This window comes from Nitratireductor sp. (assembly GCF_017794765.1).
GTDB lineage: Bacteria > Pseudomonadota > Alphaproteobacteria > Rhizobiales > Rhizobiaceae > Nitratireductor.
This window is the reverse complement of record NZ_CP051236.1, coordinates 422,755-437,141: the sequence shown is the minus strand read 5'-3', so window position 1 is coordinate 437,141 and position 14,387 is coordinate 422,755. Positions and strand designations below refer to the sequence as shown.

General features: G+C 61.5%; 20 protein-coding genes. 16 read left to right on the top strand and 4 right to left on the bottom strand.

Translation table 11 applies throughout. The features are described 5' to 3' along the window. Window positions 1-44: 44 nt before the first annotated feature. The 7 genes from HF949_RS02100 (at window position 45) to HF949_RS02070 (ending at window position 4,588) form a co-directional block, all read left to right on the top strand. Window positions 45-317, top strand: a complete 273-nt coding sequence (locus tag HF949_RS02100; RefSeq protein ID WP_292898067.1) for a DUF4164 domain-containing protein — start codon at window positions 45-47, stop codon at window positions 315-317. Window positions 318-325: 8 nt separating this feature from the next. Then, window positions 326-688 carry a cell division protein ZapA gene (locus tag HF949_RS02095; protein ID WP_229449616.1) on the top strand — a complete coding sequence of 121 codons (363 nt, stop codon included), beginning with the start codon at window positions 326-328 and terminating at the stop codon, window positions 686-688. 50 nt (window positions 689-738) lie between these two features. Further along, complete coding sequence (rimM, locus tag HF949_RS02090) at window positions 739-1,308, top strand: ribosome maturation factor RimM (RefSeq protein WP_292898066.1); 570 nt, start codon at window positions 739-741, stop codon at window positions 1,306-1,308. Continuing rightward, a complete protein-coding gene (trmD, locus tag HF949_RS02085) occupies window positions 1,305-2,003 on the top strand; it encodes a tRNA (guanosine(37)-N1)-methyltransferase TrmD (RefSeq protein WP_292898065.1) in 699 nt (232 codons plus the stop codon). The genes rimM and trmD overlap by 4 nt, the downstream gene beginning before the upstream one ends. A 197-nt stretch (window positions 2,004-2,200) precedes the next feature. Further along, window positions 2,201-2,725: a 50S ribosomal protein L19 gene (gene rplS, locus HF949_RS02080; RefSeq protein WP_292898064.1), complete on the top strand. Its 525-nt coding sequence runs from the start codon at window positions 2,201-2,203 to the stop codon at window positions 2,723-2,725. Window positions 2,726-2,897: 172 nt separating this feature from the next. Next, entirely contained in the window at window positions 2,898-3,704 is an 807-nt protein-coding gene (locus HF949_RS02075; RefSeq protein WP_292898063.1) for a transporter substrate-binding domain-containing protein, read from the top strand. A gap of 68 nt (window positions 3,705-3,772) precedes the next feature. Beyond that, the gene (locus HF949_RS02070) at window positions 3,773-4,588 is read left to right on the top strand and encodes an amino acid ABC transporter permease (protein ID WP_441338382.1); all 816 of its coding nucleotides are present in this window, start codon (window positions 3,773-3,775) and stop codon (window positions 4,586-4,588) included. A gap of 82 nt (window positions 4,589-4,670) precedes the next feature. Here the strand turns inward: HF949_RS02070 and HF949_RS02065 are convergent, their stop codons facing one another. Next, window positions 4,671-5,354: a hypothetical protein gene (locus HF949_RS02065; RefSeq protein ID WP_292898061.1), complete on the bottom strand. Its 684-nt coding sequence runs from the start codon at window positions 5,352-5,354 to the stop codon at window positions 4,671-4,673. A 136-nt stretch (window positions 5,355-5,490) separates the two neighbouring features. Between HF949_RS02065 and HF949_RS02060 the strand changes: the two genes are divergently transcribed. Further along, complete coding sequence (locus tag HF949_RS02060) at window positions 5,491-6,072, top strand: MarR family winged helix-turn-helix transcriptional regulator (RefSeq protein WP_292898060.1); 582 nt, start codon at window positions 5,491-5,493, stop codon at window positions 6,070-6,072. A 289-nt stretch (window positions 6,073-6,361) separates the two neighbouring features. Beyond that, on the top strand, window positions 6,362-7,780 hold the full coding sequence (gene leuC / locus HF949_RS02055) for a 3-isopropylmalate dehydratase large subunit (protein WP_292898059.1): 1,419 nt from the start codon (window positions 6,362-6,364) through the stop codon (window positions 7,778-7,780). An 18-nt stretch (window positions 7,781-7,798) separates the two neighbouring features. Here the strand turns inward: leuC and HF949_RS02050 are convergent, their stop codons facing one another. Continuing rightward, on the bottom strand, window positions 7,799-8,392 hold the full coding sequence (locus tag HF949_RS02050) for a hypothetical protein (protein ID WP_292898058.1): 594 nt from the start codon (window positions 8,390-8,392) through the stop codon (window positions 7,799-7,801). Window positions 8,393-8,474: 82 nt separating this feature from the next. Between HF949_RS02050 and HF949_RS02045 the strand changes: the two genes are divergently transcribed. Together HF949_RS02045 and HF949_RS02040 are read left to right on the top strand one after the other, a co-directional pair. Next, a complete protein-coding gene (locus HF949_RS02045) occupies window positions 8,475-9,020 on the top strand; it encodes a DUF2975 domain-containing protein (RefSeq protein ID WP_292898057.1) in 546 nt (181 codons plus the stop codon). A gap of 5 nt (window positions 9,021-9,025) precedes the next feature. Further along, the gene (locus HF949_RS02040) at window positions 9,026-9,244 is read left to right on the top strand and encodes a helix-turn-helix domain-containing protein (protein WP_292898056.1); all 219 of its coding nucleotides are present in this window, start codon (window positions 9,026-9,028) and stop codon (window positions 9,242-9,244) included. Window positions 9,245-9,296: 52 nt separating this feature from the next. Here HF949_RS02040 and HF949_RS02035 read toward each other — a convergent pair whose 3' ends face one another. Next, on the bottom strand, window positions 9,297-10,124 hold the full coding sequence (locus HF949_RS02035; protein ID WP_292898055.1) for a hypothetical protein: 828 nt from the start codon (window positions 10,122-10,124) through the stop codon (window positions 9,297-9,299). 9 nt (window positions 10,125-10,133) lie between these two features. Beyond that, a complete protein-coding gene (locus HF949_RS02030; RefSeq protein ID WP_292898054.1) occupies window positions 10,134-10,499 on the bottom strand; it encodes a hypothetical protein in 366 nt (121 codons plus the stop codon). A 134-nt stretch (window positions 10,500-10,633) separates the two neighbouring features. Between HF949_RS02030 and HF949_RS02025 the strand changes: the two genes are divergently transcribed. From HF949_RS02025 to sdhA, 5 genes are all read left to right on the top strand, one after another. Then, window positions 10,634-11,125 (top strand): GNAT family N-acetyltransferase, encoded by a 492-nt coding sequence (locus HF949_RS02025; protein WP_292898053.1) that lies wholly within the window; start codon window positions 10,634-10,636, stop codon window positions 11,123-11,125. Window positions 11,126-11,135: 10 nt separating this feature from the next. Continuing rightward, window positions 11,136-11,501, top strand: a complete 366-nt coding sequence (locus tag HF949_RS02020; RefSeq protein ID WP_292898052.1) for a hypothetical protein — start codon at window positions 11,136-11,138, stop codon at window positions 11,499-11,501. Between the two features lie 228 nt (window positions 11,502-11,729). After that, the gene (sdhC, locus tag HF949_RS02015; protein WP_292898051.1) at window positions 11,730-12,137 is read left to right on the top strand and encodes a succinate dehydrogenase, cytochrome b556 subunit; all 408 of its coding nucleotides are present in this window, start codon (window positions 11,730-11,732) and stop codon (window positions 12,135-12,137) included. A 2-nt stretch (window positions 12,138-12,139) separates the two neighbouring features. Beyond that, the gene (gene sdhD / locus HF949_RS02010; RefSeq protein WP_292898050.1) at window positions 12,140-12,523 is read left to right on the top strand and encodes a succinate dehydrogenase, hydrophobic membrane anchor protein; all 384 of its coding nucleotides are present in this window, start codon (window positions 12,140-12,142) and stop codon (window positions 12,521-12,523) included. A gap of 8 nt (window positions 12,524-12,531) precedes the next feature. Further along, window positions 12,532-14,382: a succinate dehydrogenase flavoprotein subunit gene (gene sdhA, locus HF949_RS02005; RefSeq protein ID WP_229449632.1), complete on the top strand. Its 1,851-nt coding sequence runs from the start codon at window positions 12,532-12,534 to the stop codon at window positions 14,380-14,382. The last annotated feature ends 5 nt before the right edge of the window (window positions 14,383-14,387 follow it).

Sequence of the window (14,387 nt, the reverse complement as noted above, 5' to 3'; positions counted from 1 at the left end):
GGCGGCCGGCATGTTCCGGGAATGCTCGACTGGGGGTGGCGGCCATGAGTGGTGAAAGCACGCTCAAGGGGGCGATCGAGCGCCTGAGCAAGGCGCTGTCTTCGCTGGAGGATGCGGTTGAGGCACGCTTGGAACGGGACCGCGCGGTTGCGGATTCCGATGCCGAACTGCAGCGCATGAACGCGGACCGCGCGCGTCTCGCTCAGGAGATCGACAAATCCGAGGCACGCGCCAAGCGTCTCGAAGAGGTGAACCGCGAAGTCTCGCGGCGTTTGGTCACGGCCATGGAGACCATCCGTGCCGTGCTGGATCGGTAGGGCGGGCGATGGCACAGGTTACAGTCACGATCGACGGCAAGTCCTATCGCATGGCGTGCGATGAGGGACAGGAAGAGCATCTTGTCAATCTTGCGCAGCGCTTCGACCGATACATCACGCATCTGAAAGATTCTTTCGGTGAGATCGGAGACCACCGGCTGGCAGTCATGGCCGGGATCATGGTGATGGACGAGCTCTCGGAACTGCAGAAGCGGATGCGCACCATGGAAGGAGAGGTCGCGACGCTTCGCAAGACGCGGGATGAAGCCCTCAACCAGTCCGGCAAGAACGACGCGGCCGTGACCGGCGCGCTCAACGATCTCGCCACGCGCATGGAAAGTCTTGCCGGAAAGCTTGCCGGAAAGCCGTAAAACGGCGCATAAGCCTGTTTTTCCGAACGGCTTAGTGGCAAATCAGGCAGATGAACAGGCAGAAGACAAGCGATACCCGCATTCAGCTCGCCATTGTCGGGGCGGCGCAGGGCTTGCGTGGAGAGGTGCGCGTTAAGACGTTCACCGCCGATCCCCTGGCTATTGGAGATTATGGGCCGCTGAGCACGGAGGATGGACGCACGCTGACCGTTCTCAATGTGAGGCCGGCAAAGAACGTGGTCGTGGTGCGCTTTGCAGAGATTGGCGACCGCACCTCCGCCGAGGCGCTGAACGGAACCGCGCTGTATGTCGAGCGCGAAGCGTTGCCGGATGATCTTGAGGAAGAGGAATTTTATCACGCCGATCTGATCGGGCTCGCGGTTGTTGATGGCGAGGGAGAGCGGGTCGGCAAGGTGCGAGCGCTGCACAATTTCGGGGGAGGTGACATTCTCGAGGTTCTGCTGGCCGAAGGTGGCTCGGCGATGGTTCCATTCACCCGCGCGGCCGTGCCTCATGTCCGTGTATCAAAGGGTCAGGTCGAGATCGACCGTGTCGCGGCCGGTCTGGTAGAGGACGAGGATCCCGAGATGCCGCGCGAGGGGGAGGGAGAGAGCACGTGACGTTCCGCGCGACGATCCTCACGCTTTATCCCGAAATGTTTCCGGGCCCGCTTGATGTTTCTCTGGCGGGAAAGGCGCGTGAGGCGGGGAAGTGGTCTCTGGAGACGGTCCAGATACGCGACTTCGCCACGACGAAACACCGTAATGTGGATGACACACCCGCTGGCGGGGGTGCGGGTATGGTGATGCGCGCCGACGTGCTTGCACGCGCGATCGACCATGCCGCGCCGCCGGCAGATCCAAGGCCGCGCCTTCTGATGAGCCCGCGCGGCCGGCCGCTAGATCAGCAGCGGGTGCGTGAACTGGCTGCCGGGCCCGGCGCGGTCATCCTTTGCGGTCGTTTTGAGGGGGTCGATCAGCGCGTGATCGAGGGGCGAGCCCTGGAAGAGATCTCTGTCGGCGACTATGTGCTTTCGGGCGGTGAACCGGCTGCTCTGGTTATGCTCGATGCGGTGATCCGTCTTCTGCCAGGCGTCATGGGCAATGATGCGTCGGGCGAGGAGGAGAGCTTTGAAGGTGGGCTTCTGGAACACCCGCAATATACGCGCCCGCAGCTTTTCGAGGAAATGCCCATCCCGGAAGTCCTGCTTTCCGGCAACCATGCGAAGATCGCCAGATGGCGCCGCGGCGAGGCGGAAAGGCTGACGCGTGAGCGCCGCCCGGATCTCTGGAAACGTTATGAAAACGGCAATTGAGACGTCTCTCATGTTGATTCCGGCAGGAATGTCGTGTATGTGCCCCGCACGTAAACGGCCAAGGCCGGTTTGGATCTAACCAAAGAACACGTGAATTCGCTCCTGTTCCTCCTTGCGGAGGGCACTCTTCAGGCGGTGTTGAAACTGCCACTGGGATGAGCGCTCTGACGGTTCGCGAAGAACAAGAGGACACAGAGATGGACATTATCCGTCAGCTCGAGGCCGAGCAGGCCGAGAAGATTGCTGCACAGCGTCAGCTTCCCGAATTCCAGCCCGGCGACACGGTTCGCGTTCTGGTGCGCATCACCGAAGGCACGCGCACCCGCGTCCAGGCCTATGAGGGTGTCTGCATTGCCCGTTCCGGCTCCGGCTTCCAGGAAAACTTCACCGTCCGCAAGATTTCTTACGGCGAAGGCGTCGAGCGTGTTTTCCCGGTCTACTCTCCGCTCGTTGAGGGCGTCGAGGTGGTCCGCCGCGGCAAGGTTCGCCGCGCGAAGCTCTATTACCTGCGTGATCGCCGCGGCAAATCGGCTCGCATCACCGAGAACACCGGCGTGCGCGCACGCCGCCTGAATGATGCCGTGCGTCAGGCCGCTGCCGAAGAGAAAGCCCGCATTGAGGCGGAGAAGGTTGCCGCTGCCGAGGCGCTCGCGGCGGAAAAGGCTGCTGAAGAGGCTGCCAAGGCGCAGGAAGCTGCTGCCGCCGAGAACAACGCCGAATAGTCTCATTCGGCATCGAAATTCCTCAAAAGGCGCGCTTCGGCGCGCCTTTTTTGCATTTGACGGTCCCGCTGCCACAGTTTGAAATCGTCTTGGCTCTTTTACTCGAAATCGCTCTGCTTTAAGGAAAAGCAATCACCCGGCCGAGCATCGGCCTGCCACAGGGAGATTGGTTATGACGTTGCGCACGTCCCTTCTGGCTGCGTCCTTCGCGGCCTCAGTTTTCGCGGTCTCTGGTTTTTCCGCCTATGCGAACGATCTACCGGACCTTCAGGGCCGCGAAGTTGTCGTGGTCACCGAAAACGCGTACCCGCCACTGCAGTTCATAGATCCCAACTCCGGTGAGCAGGTCGGCTGGGAATATGATGCCGTGAACGAGATCGCCAGGAGGCTCAACATCAATGTCACCTACCAGAATACGAGTTGGGACGCGATGATCCAGTCTGTCTCCGATGGCCAGTACGATATGGGCATGACCGGTATCACCATTCGGGACGACCGCAAGGAGAAGGTGGATTTCTCCGATCCCTATATGCGCTCGGAAATGTACATGCTCGTGCGCAGCGACGAAACGAATTTCACCGACGCGAAAAGCTTCGCTGCCTATGAAGATGGTCTCGTTGGGGCTCAGCCGGGCACCTCGCCCTTCTACACCGCGGTCTATGAGGTGCTCGATGGCGACGAGGCCAATCCGCGCATAAAGCTGTTTGAGACTTTTGGCGCTTCCGTGCAGGCGCTGCGTGCGGGCGATGTGGACGTGGTTTTGACCGACAGCACGGGTGGGCAGGGCTATGTGGACGCGTCGAACGGTGCGCTGAAGCTTCTCGGCGAGCCGCTTGGCTCGGAAGATTTCGGTTTTATTTTCGCCAGGGGCTCCGACCTTGTCGCGCCCGTCAACGCAGCCATCGCTTCGATGAAGGCAGATGGCACGCTGGACGCGCTCAACAAGAAATGGTTTCTCGAATACAAGATGGGTGAATAAGGCGTGGCCGACCCGCGTTCCGCCGGCCTGACCGCCGGTCTTTTGAGAAGCATTCAGAGCTTGTGGCGGTGACGTCTTCCAGACCTTCTGCCAAGCGGGATTTTCCCTGGTGGCTGGTTGCCGCCGGGGGCATCGCTCTCGGCGTCGCTATTCTCATTGCCACCAGCGATCTCTATGCGCAGGTCTTCGCGATCGTCTCCAGAGGCATCGGCATCACGGTGTTCGTGACAGTTGTCGGATTTGCACTCGCGACGGCGGTTGGCCTCGGTATCGCGCTGATGAGCCTGTCTGGGTCGCTGGCGCTTCGGCAGATTGCGCGCTTCTATGTCGAGATCATTCGCGGTGTGCCCGTCCTCGTTCTCCTTTTCTGGATCGCCTTTGCCGGCGTGCCCATCGTCGTGACCGGCTGGAATGCCATGACGGCGACATTGCAGGAAGCCGGGGTTCTTGATGAGCTTAAGGTCCGCGACATCTCGCTTCTATGGCGCGCCATCATTGCACTCAGTATCGGTTACTCGGCCTTTATCGCCGAAGTGTTTCGTGCAGGCATCCAATCGGTGGACGAAGGCCAGGTGGAAGCGGCCAAGGCGCTCGGGCTTTCACGCTTCCAGCGGTTTCGCCTGATCGTCCTGCCGCAGGCGATCCGCACCATCCTGCCGCCGCTTGGCAATGACTTTGTGGCGATGGTCAAGGACTCCTCCCTGGTCTCGGTGCTCGGCGTTGCCGACATCACCCAGATGGGCAAGATCTATGCTTCGGGCTCGTTCCGCTTCTTCGAGACCTACTCGATCGTCGCCTATATCTATCTCATTCTGACTGTTGGTCTGTCTCTTGCCCTTCGGGCGCTCGAACAGCGCATGCGCAAGAGCCAGGCCCGGCGTTAGATCCCGTGCCGGGATGTGGCCTGCAGCAATGGGCCGGAGCGGTCACAGGTGCGGCCGCTTCGGGGCTTAAACTGCCAATGGCCTATTCCGCAATGACGCGGCCCGGCAGCGAAAGATCACCGGAGGCAATGTCGTGAACGCCGGTAACGCAAAGTAGCGGCATCTTGCCTTGCGGGTGCACGCGCAGCGCGGCCGTTACCGCATCGAAGGCGACGTCGGCACCGTTGGCCATTGGCACGGTGATACGGACGGCGTTGCCGTCGAGACGCGGCGACATGCCGGGGCTATCGAGTGCGATGGGCAGCATCGGTGCGGTTGACGGCAACGCATCGACGCCGGGAGAGACATCGCGCACCTTGTATCCGGCGCCACAGGCTTCGGCCTTTTCCAGTACCACCCAGTGGGAATGCCAGTCTGCGCCGTCATTGGCCGGATCGCCGTCGGCATTCTCGTCGAACAGCGGCGTGTCGTCGAAATCCGGATGGGCGGTGATGGCAAGCGCGAGAATGCCGGACGCTTTGTCGAAACCGACCGTCGCCGGGTCGAGACCGGTCGGCCAGACATAGGCGGCAACGCCTGCCCCCGGCAGATCGCCAGTCGCCGCCGGCTTTATGCTGCCCGCTTCGCCGGAGAGTTCCATCGAAAAGGTCATGAGCCGGTCGGTGGCCGTCGCGCCGGCACGACGAATATCAAAGGCTGGCTCGATAGCGGCATCGGCCGCGCTTTCAATTTCGTGCGCGGCAAGCGAGCCCGTCAGAAGGAACATGGTTGTAAGCGCGGCTCCGAACGCTGTCCGGGGGCTGAGAAACGTACACTTGCGATTGGGTGAGACGGTCATCGGATTTTCCTTTAGTATCGACTCGATACATAATTGCTAGCATGCGAATGAGGGGATTGCAATCATGGTGTCGACACAATACTTTTTCGCCATGAACGATTCCGACGCCTTGGCGATGATCGGGCGCCTTGCCCGCATCGTGACCCATGACGGCCATGCCGCCGGCTTGAAGCCTGCGCAATGGGAGGCCTTGCGCTATCTGGCGCGCGCCAATCGCTTTTCGCGCACGCCGGGGGCGTTGACGGCTTATCTGGGTGCTACGAAAGGCACGGTCTCGCAGACGCTGATGGCTCTCGAACGCGCCGGACTGATCCGTAAGTCCGCCGACCCTGCCGACCGGCGCTCGGTGCGGCTCGAATTGACGGAGGCGGCGCTATCCCTGCTGCCACGGGATGAAACCCTGCGGTTTGAAGCGGCGATGGAAACGATGAACGAGGAGGAGCGCCGGGCGCTCCGGATCGGGCTGTCGGCGCTGCTCAGTGCGCGTATCGCTGCCGATGGTGGCAGGCCATTCGGCCTGTGCCGTGAATGCCGTCATTTCCGCGAAGGTGAGCGCGGTCCGGGAAAGCATCTGTGTGGATTGCTGAAGGAACCACTCAGTGATGAGGATGCGACCCATATCTGCGTGGAGCATGAGGCAGCCTGAGCGGCAGTCGGCCGTGCCGTGGCGATTGCCGATCCCATGAAAGGCTGGTATTAGCCCTCTCATGGAAGCACTTTTTGGAAACCCAGCCTACAAGGGCTTTGTTCTGCAGGACATCAAGCGCCTGCCGAGCCGCTTTTTTGCGCGGGTTTCCGGCTCGCTTCTGAGCCGACTGCCTTAGGCGGACACGCCAACCGGCTCGGCATTCCCATCCAGTCTATCGATCGGGAATGCAACGAGACACAAGATTAGCCGGCCAGCCTTCCATTTCGCTCCGCTAGGGATGAACAAAATGACCAAAGCACGCACGATCTACGACAAGATTTTCGACGACCATCTGGTCGATCAGCAGGACGACGGCACATGCCTGCTCTATATCGACCGGCATCTGGTGCACGAGGTGACCAGCCCGCAGGCCTTCGAGGGGCTCCGCATGGCCAGCCGCAATGTCCGTCATCCGGAAAAGACCCTCGCGGTGGTCGACCACAACGTTCCCACCTCGCCCGACCGCAAATTCGGCATCAAGAACCCCGAGAGCCGCATCCAGGTCGAAGCGCTGGCGAAGAATGCCGCCGACTTCGGCATTGAATATTACGACGCCAACGACGAACGTCAGGGCATTGTGCACATTGTCGGTCCCGAGCAGGGTTTCACCCTTCCGGGCATGACCATCGTCTGTGGCGACAGCCACACCTCCACGCATGGCGCGTTCGGTGCGCTGGCGCACGGTATCGGCACGTCCGAGGTCGAACATGTGCTTGCCACGCAGACTCTGATCCAGCGCCGCGCGAAGAACATGCTGATCGAGGTGGATGGTGCTCTGCCCGAAGGTGTGACTGCGAAAGACATCATCCTCGCCATCATCGGTGAGATCGGTACGGCTGGCGGCACCGGACACGTCATGGAGTATGCGGGGGAAGCGATCCGCGCGCTCTCCATGGAAGGCCGCATGACTGTCTGCAACATGTCCATCGAAGGCGGTGCCCGCGCCGGCCTCATTGCGCCGGATGAGACCACCTATGCCTATATCAAGGATCGCCCGCGCGCGCCGAAGGGCAAGGCCTGGGACATGGCGCTTGCCTATTGGGATTCCCTGCGGACCGACGAAGGCGCCGAGTATGATCGCGTCGTCAAGCTTGACGCCGCCAATCTGCCGCCCATCGTCACCTGGGGTTCCTCGCCCGAGGATGTCGTTTCCGTTACCGGTGTCGTGCCGAACCCGGATGACATCACCGAAGAGACCAAGCGCCTCTCCAAGAAGCGCGCGCTCGAGTATATGGGCCTCACGCCTGGCACGAAGATCACCGACATTGCCGTTGATCGTGTCTTCATCGGCTCCTGCACCAATGGCCGTATCGAGGATCTGCGCGAAGCTGCGAAGATTGCCGAGGGCCAGAAGGTCAAGGACGGTCTGAACGCCATGATCGTGCCGGGCTCCGGTCTCGTGAAGGCGCAGGCCGAGGCTGAAGGGCTGGACAAGATCTTCAAGGCTGCCGGTTTCGACTGGCGTGAACCGGGTTGTTCCATGTGCCTTGCCATGAACGACGACCGCCTGAAGCCAGGCGAGCGCTGCGCGTCCACCTCGAACCGCAATTTCGAGGGGCGTCAGGGCTTCAAGGGCCGCACCCACCTGGTTTCGCCGGCAATGGCTGCTGCTGCTGCCATTGCCGGCCATTTCGTGGATATTCGCGAGTGGCCGCGGCAGGGCTAAGCCCCGCCGCTTCCACGCTCACTTACAGTCAGGAATGGCTGTAAAAGGCACGCCGGCCTGCCGGAAAACATCCGACAGTTTCATCGTGCCGGTCAAAGGGACTAGCGGGGCGTCTGCGCTGGCGCGCAGAAAGCCCTGCAGGGTCGCGACGGCAGGATCCAGTGGGCCTGTCTTGCAGCCTCCCGTTACAGACACGCTGATCGACCCTTTCCCGCCGGTGGCGGTCGCTTTTCTCGCTTCCCGCGCCTTTCTCAGCGCTTCCTTGAACCGGCTGCGGTCGGTTGGCGCAATCATCGCCAGTTCGTAATGATCCGTGGTCTCGGACGCGTTCGAACTTTTCACGTCCTGTTGGACCTTGGCGATGTCGAGAATGAAGGTTTCATCGATCGCCCATTCCCTGCGTTCGCTGGGAAGCTGCATCACCAGCACGGCATCGCCTTTCTGCAGACGCAAATTCCCATTGATCTTGACGGCAATCCCGAGCGTGGCCGGATCGGCGCTCAATGGATCAAAATTCTCTGCTCTGGCGGGGCCTGCCGCCAGGCTCAAGGTAAAAGCTGCCAGCGCACAGAGGGGGAGGGCGGTGCGTCCGATGGATTTTGGGGGAAACATGGAGATAGTCCTTTTGAAAAAGGTTGAAACAGGATAATTAATTATCGTAATACATTAATTAAATCAAGCAAGAGGTGATTTGATGCATGACGTGGCCGAATTGCGCCGTCTTGGGCGCCTGATGCAGCACATTGTCCTTGGTGTTGGCCTTCTGATCGCTCTTGCGGTTTGCTGGCTGGTGCTGAGTGCTGGCGGGGAGCCAGCTCGTTTCGAGGAGCTTGTTCGAAATGGTCTTTCTCTTTCCGGTCCGCTGACCTTTACGCCTTTGGCCGTGGGTGCCACGGTCGCGTTGATGGTTGTTCAGTTCGGGCTGCTCGCGGCTGCGCTTTATTGTGTCTGGCGGATGTTTGGTGCTTTTGCAGCAGAGGAGCCGCTGTCGGTTGAATCGGCCCATTGGCTGCGCCGAGCCAGCCTTGCATTCGTGGCCGTGGCGGGAGGAAGCATCCTGTTGCAGACATTGATGATCCTCGTTCTGACCCTTGGCAATCCACCTGGTCAGAAGGCCTTGTCGATAGGGTTTGGAAGTTCCGAGCTTCTGGCGCTTCTGATCGCCTGCGTCATGTATATGGCAGGGCGGCTCATGGCGGTGGCGGCAGAGGTGCGCGCTGAACAGCGCGACTTTGTGTGATCGCCATGCCGATAATCGTCAATCTCGATGTCATGCTGGCGCGCCGTAAGATGCGTTCCAAGGAACTGGCCGAGCAGATCGGCATCACTGAACAGAATGTCTCTCTGCTCAAATCGGGCAAGGTGCGCGGTGTCCGCTTCGAGACGCTCGAAAGGATATGCCGGGCGCTCGATTGTCAGCCCGGCGACATTCTTGAATATCAGCCGGACGTGGAAGAGGGCTGACAGGGCCCTAGCTGCGTCGGCTACCGGCCAATCTGTCGCGGCACATGCCGGCCTAGTTCAGCGCCAGCGACCGGGTATCTGTAACAAGCCGGTAAGCGATCATCTGCTCCGGAGAGAGCACGTAGAGCGCACGCGGCGGGGTGTCGAGCGCATGCAGCCAAAGGGCCGGGTCGACACCCATTTCGTCCAGATGGCGGGAAATCCTTGCGGTCACCAGCTGGGCATCCGAAAGGGCCTGCCGAGGATCGAAGAGGCTCCCGGGGCTGTGGAACTGGTGCAAGGCGACGGTCGCATTGCGGCCGACATGGCGCTCCGCACCGCCAGCCAGAACCAGCGGACATGAGGAGGCGCAGGTCGCGCCGGCCTCAACCCGGGTCGCCAGCCCCCGCTGGCGAATCAACCGCGCCATGGCCATGGCGTCGTTAAGCGCACCCCCCGGAGAATCGAGCGTGACAGTGGTGATCGGCAATGCCGATGCGGTCAGCACATCACGCAGACGGCTGGCGCTCCCCGGCTGGATCACGCCCTTGAGTGAAAGGACGCCGTTTCGTCCGGTCGTGAAAATGAGGCCGGACGCTGATGATGAAACCGGTCGTCGGGGCGGAGCGGTATCCTCCGCCGGGCGCTGCCATAGAGGATGTCTGTTTTCCGAGCCAGCAACAGTCTGCACACGCTGCGCTGCATGATCCAATGCCAATCGCAGGCTCGCCTTCAGGCCGCCCTGCCGGTCGGTCAGTTCACGCAACTCCATCCCGAGAACAACCGCTGCGCCAATCGCCGCGCCGACCACGGCGGCACGCAGCACGGACCCGTTAACGGGCGTTATTGCCCGCTTGATCGCGAATGCCCAGTCTGCGGTCGCTGTGCGTGGATAGTTCATGGGTCGCGGTCAGTCGCAGGGTGAAACAAGCACCGGGAGCTCGCCCTCGGACAGGCCGTACATATAGCTGCGGCCCTTGATCAGGGCCCCGGCGCTGCACGGTGCGGCGCGGCGCAGATAGAGCTTCCCGCCGCTGCGTTCCAGATAGGCGGTCTGGCGCGGCGATTCGATCTCGAGCGCGCGATAGTCGTCAGCCAGGTGTCCCTTGCCGACCAGAATACGTTTGAAGCCAGCGCGGCTGTGGATCACCAGATTGCCATAGGCATCCGCATAGACCCGGCCACCGCCTGCGTCATAAAAACCTCCGGCTATAGCCGGCACAGTGATCGCTGCGGCCGCAAGGGCCGCTGCCACGAATAGAGGTCGTAAAGGCATGCGCCATCGCTCCTTGAATCCTCGTGGCCTCCTCATTCTCCACACATTAATCCTTTCTTAACCTTTGTCACGTGGAGCATGGTTCTCAAACATGCCGATTGACAGACGTGGTTAATTTCGGGGAAGGGTGCTCCATGGGCGAGAATCATCAGATCGACATCAATCCGCTGCGTCTCAAGGATGCGCATGTTCTGGCGCCCCTGCTGGCAGCCTACACCCAGTCGCTGAAGCGCGGTGCGCCGCGTCGTCCCGACGAATACTACGCCGAAACGCTGTTGCAGGATCGCGCCGTGGAGGTGGTCGGTGCCAGTCTCGACGGCGTCCTGGTCGGGTTCGCGCTGTTCTACGATCTGCCGGATCCGGTTTCCGGCATGCGTCATGGCCTGGTCGACCATCTCTTCGTACATCACGATCACCGCCGCAAGGGTATCGGCAAGGCACTGGTCGATGTTATTGCCGATCAGGCCGAAGAGCGCGGCTGGGCGCGCCTCGCGCTCAATGCGCCGCGCCAGCCGGAAGAAGGGCGCAAGCTTTACGAGGCGATGGCGGCCCCGGCAGACTGGACCACACATGTCATCCGTTTTGAGCAGTCCAGCGAACGTATGCCGGCTTCAGATCCGCAATAGAGGCTTTCGAATGACGTTTTCAGGACTGCCTTCATGGCGGACGTGCCAGTTCGGCATGCTCGGTTTCCTGCTCACCGCATCCGTGCCTGGGTTGGCTGGTTGTGTCGCGCCATCCTCTCAGGAGGCGAACAAGGCCACCGGACTTGCTTTTTCAGGACCGGTCAAGCTGGCCTGCGATGACGGTATGGAGATGACGATTTCCCCGAGGCGTGGCGGTATATCCGTGGTCAGCCCTCGGGGGCTGGAGCTGGATTTGCCGGCGTCGCCGCCGGGGCAAAGCGTCCGCTACGGCGAGTCGCTTTACGCTGTTGTGATCGAGGGTAGCGAGGCGCTGTGGATGGTTAGCGGCAAGGTGCCAATTACCTGTCGCAGATAGAAGGGCCGCCGTGTCGACAGGCAAAAAATGCCTTCAATCGTTTGAAGTCGCACAATGCCGGTCGTCCTGCGCGCGTGCTGCAATATATTCGGCCAAAGGATTGCTTTTGCGGCTTTGACGCACTGCAAAAACCGCATTAGAAAGCCACAGCCGCAGGGCGCGAGTTCGGGACCCGATGTCGCTCTCGCAACAGCCACCCCGCCGCGCCGGTATCGAATTGGGGAAGCCATGAGCAAAACCGCAACTGTAAAGGCAAGGCCGCTTTCGCCTCACCTTCAAGTCTATCGCCTCATTCCGACAATGCTTATGTCGATCGTCCACCGCATCACCGGTGGCGCGCTTTATTTCGGCATGGTGCTTTTCGTCATCTGGCTTGCCGCCGCTAGCGGCTCGAAGGAAACCTTCGACACCGTCAACGGCATCTACGGGTCCTGGTTCGGCCGTCTCGTCCTGCTCGGCTTCACCTGGGCCATGATCCATCACCTGGTCGGCGGGCTTCGCCATCTCGTCTGGGACACGGGGCGCGGCCTTGAAAAGACGACGGCCACGAAAATGGCCAAGGCCACTATCGCCGTCTCCATCGTGCTGACCATCCTGGTCTGGATCATCGGCTATGCCGTCCGTGGAGGGTTTTGATCATGAGCGACATGCGCACACCGCTCAACCGCGTTCGCGGTCTCGGTTCGGCCAAGGAAGGCACGGATCACTTCTGGCGTCAGCGCCTCACGGCCATCGCCAACATTCCGCTTGTCATCTTCTTCATCGGCTTCGTCATCGCCAACAATGGCGCATCCTATGAAGAGGTTCGCGCGGCCATCGCCAATCCGGTCGTCACCGTGCTTCTGGCTTTCGCCGTCCTGTCGGTGCTCTACCACATGAAACTCGGCATGCAGGTCATCATTGAGGACTACGTCCACGGCGAGGGCGGCAAGGTCGCGCTCCTGATCGGCAACATCTTCTTCACACTCATTCTGGGCGTCGTTTCTCTCCTCGCCCTCGTCAAGATCGCCCTCGGAGGCTGAACCCGGTTATGGCAAAGGCAACAGAAAAGAAGGCGGGAAGCGCCTACACCTATGTCGACCACAAGTTCGACGTCGTCGTCGTCGGGGCCGGTGGTGCCGGCCTTCGCGCCACGCTCGGCATGGCCGAACAGGGTCTGAAAACGGCCTGTATCACCAAGGTCTTCCCGACCCGTTCGCACACGGTGGCGGCACAGGGCGGCATCGCCGCCTCGCTCAAGAACATGGGCCCGGACCACTGGCAGTGGCACCTTTACGACACGGTGAAGGGTTCGGATTGGCTCGGCGATGTCGACGCCATGGAATATCTCGCCCGTGAGGCGCCCGCCGCCGTTTACGAGCTGGAGCATTACGGCGTGCCGTTTTCGCGCACCGAGGAAGGCAAGATCTACCAGCGTCCCTTCGGCGGCCACATGCAGAATTTTGGCGACGGCCCGCCCGTGCAGCGCACCTGTGCGGCGGCAGACCGCACCGGCCACGCCATCCTGCACACGCTCTATGGCCAGTCCGTCAAGAATCACGCCGAGTTCTTCATCGAGTATTTCGCGCTCGATCTCATCATGTCCGACGATGGTGTGTGCACCGGTGTCGTGGCGTGGAACCTCGAAGACGGTACGATTCACCGCTTCTCCGCCAAGATGGTGGTGCTGGCGACGGGCGGTTATGGCCGCGCCTATTTCTCCTGCACCTCCGCCCACACCTGCACGGGCGACGGCAATGGCATGATCGCCCGCGCCGGCCTGCCGCTGCAGGATATGGAGTTCGTGCAGTTCCACCCGACCGGCATTTATGGTGCCGGCTGCCTCATCACCGAGGGTGTGCGCGGCGAGGGTGGCTATCTGGTCAATTCCGAGGGCGAGCGCTTCATGGAGCGTTATGCGCCATCGGCCAAGGACCTTGCCTCGCGTGACGTGGTGTCGCGCTGCATGACCATGGAGATCCGTGAAGGCCGCGGCGTCGGCAAGAACAAGGATCACATCTTCCTGCATCTCGACCATCTGGATCCGGCGGTCATCCACGAGCGCCTGCCCGGCATCGCCGAATCGGCCCGCATCTTCGCCGGTGTCGATGTGACCCGCGAGCCGATCCCGGTCCTGCCGACGGTCCACTACAATATGGGCGGCATCCCGACCAACTATTGGGGTGAGGTGCTGAACCCGACGAAGGACAACCCCGATGCGGTAGCACCCGGCCTGATGGCCGTTGGCGAGGCGGCCTGTGCCTCCGTGCATGGTGCCAACCGTCTGGGCTCCAACTCGCTGATCGACCTTGTGGTCTTTGGCCGTGCCGCCGCCATTCGCGCCGGCGAGGTGGTGGACCGTGAAGCTCCCGTTCCGGCGCTCAACGAGGCAGCCTGCGAAAAGATCATGGAGCGTTTCGACCGACTGCGTCATGCTTCGGGTTCCACGCCCACGGCGGAACTGCGCGAGAAGATGCAGCGCGCCATGCAGGAAGACGCCGCCGTTTTCCGCACGCAGGAATCGCTCGAGCAGGGCTGCGAGCGCATCAGCGCCGTCTGGAAAGAGCTTCCCGACGTCAAGGTCTCCGACCGCTCAATGATCTGGAACTCGGATCTCATGGAGACGCTGGAGCTGGAAAACCTGATGGCCAACGCCATCACCACGGTTTACAGCGCCGAAGCGCGCAAGGAGAGCCGTGGCGCCCATGCCCGCGAGGACTACAAGGATGGTCCGATGGGCGGCCGCAACGACGAGGATTGGCGCAAGCACACGCTGTCCTGGGTCGATGAGGCCGGCAAGGTCACGCTCGACTATCGTCCCGTCCACACCGACCCGATGCTGAGGCCGGAAGACGGCGGCATCGATCCCAAGAAAATCGCGCCCAAGGCGCGGGTCTACTGAGGCGA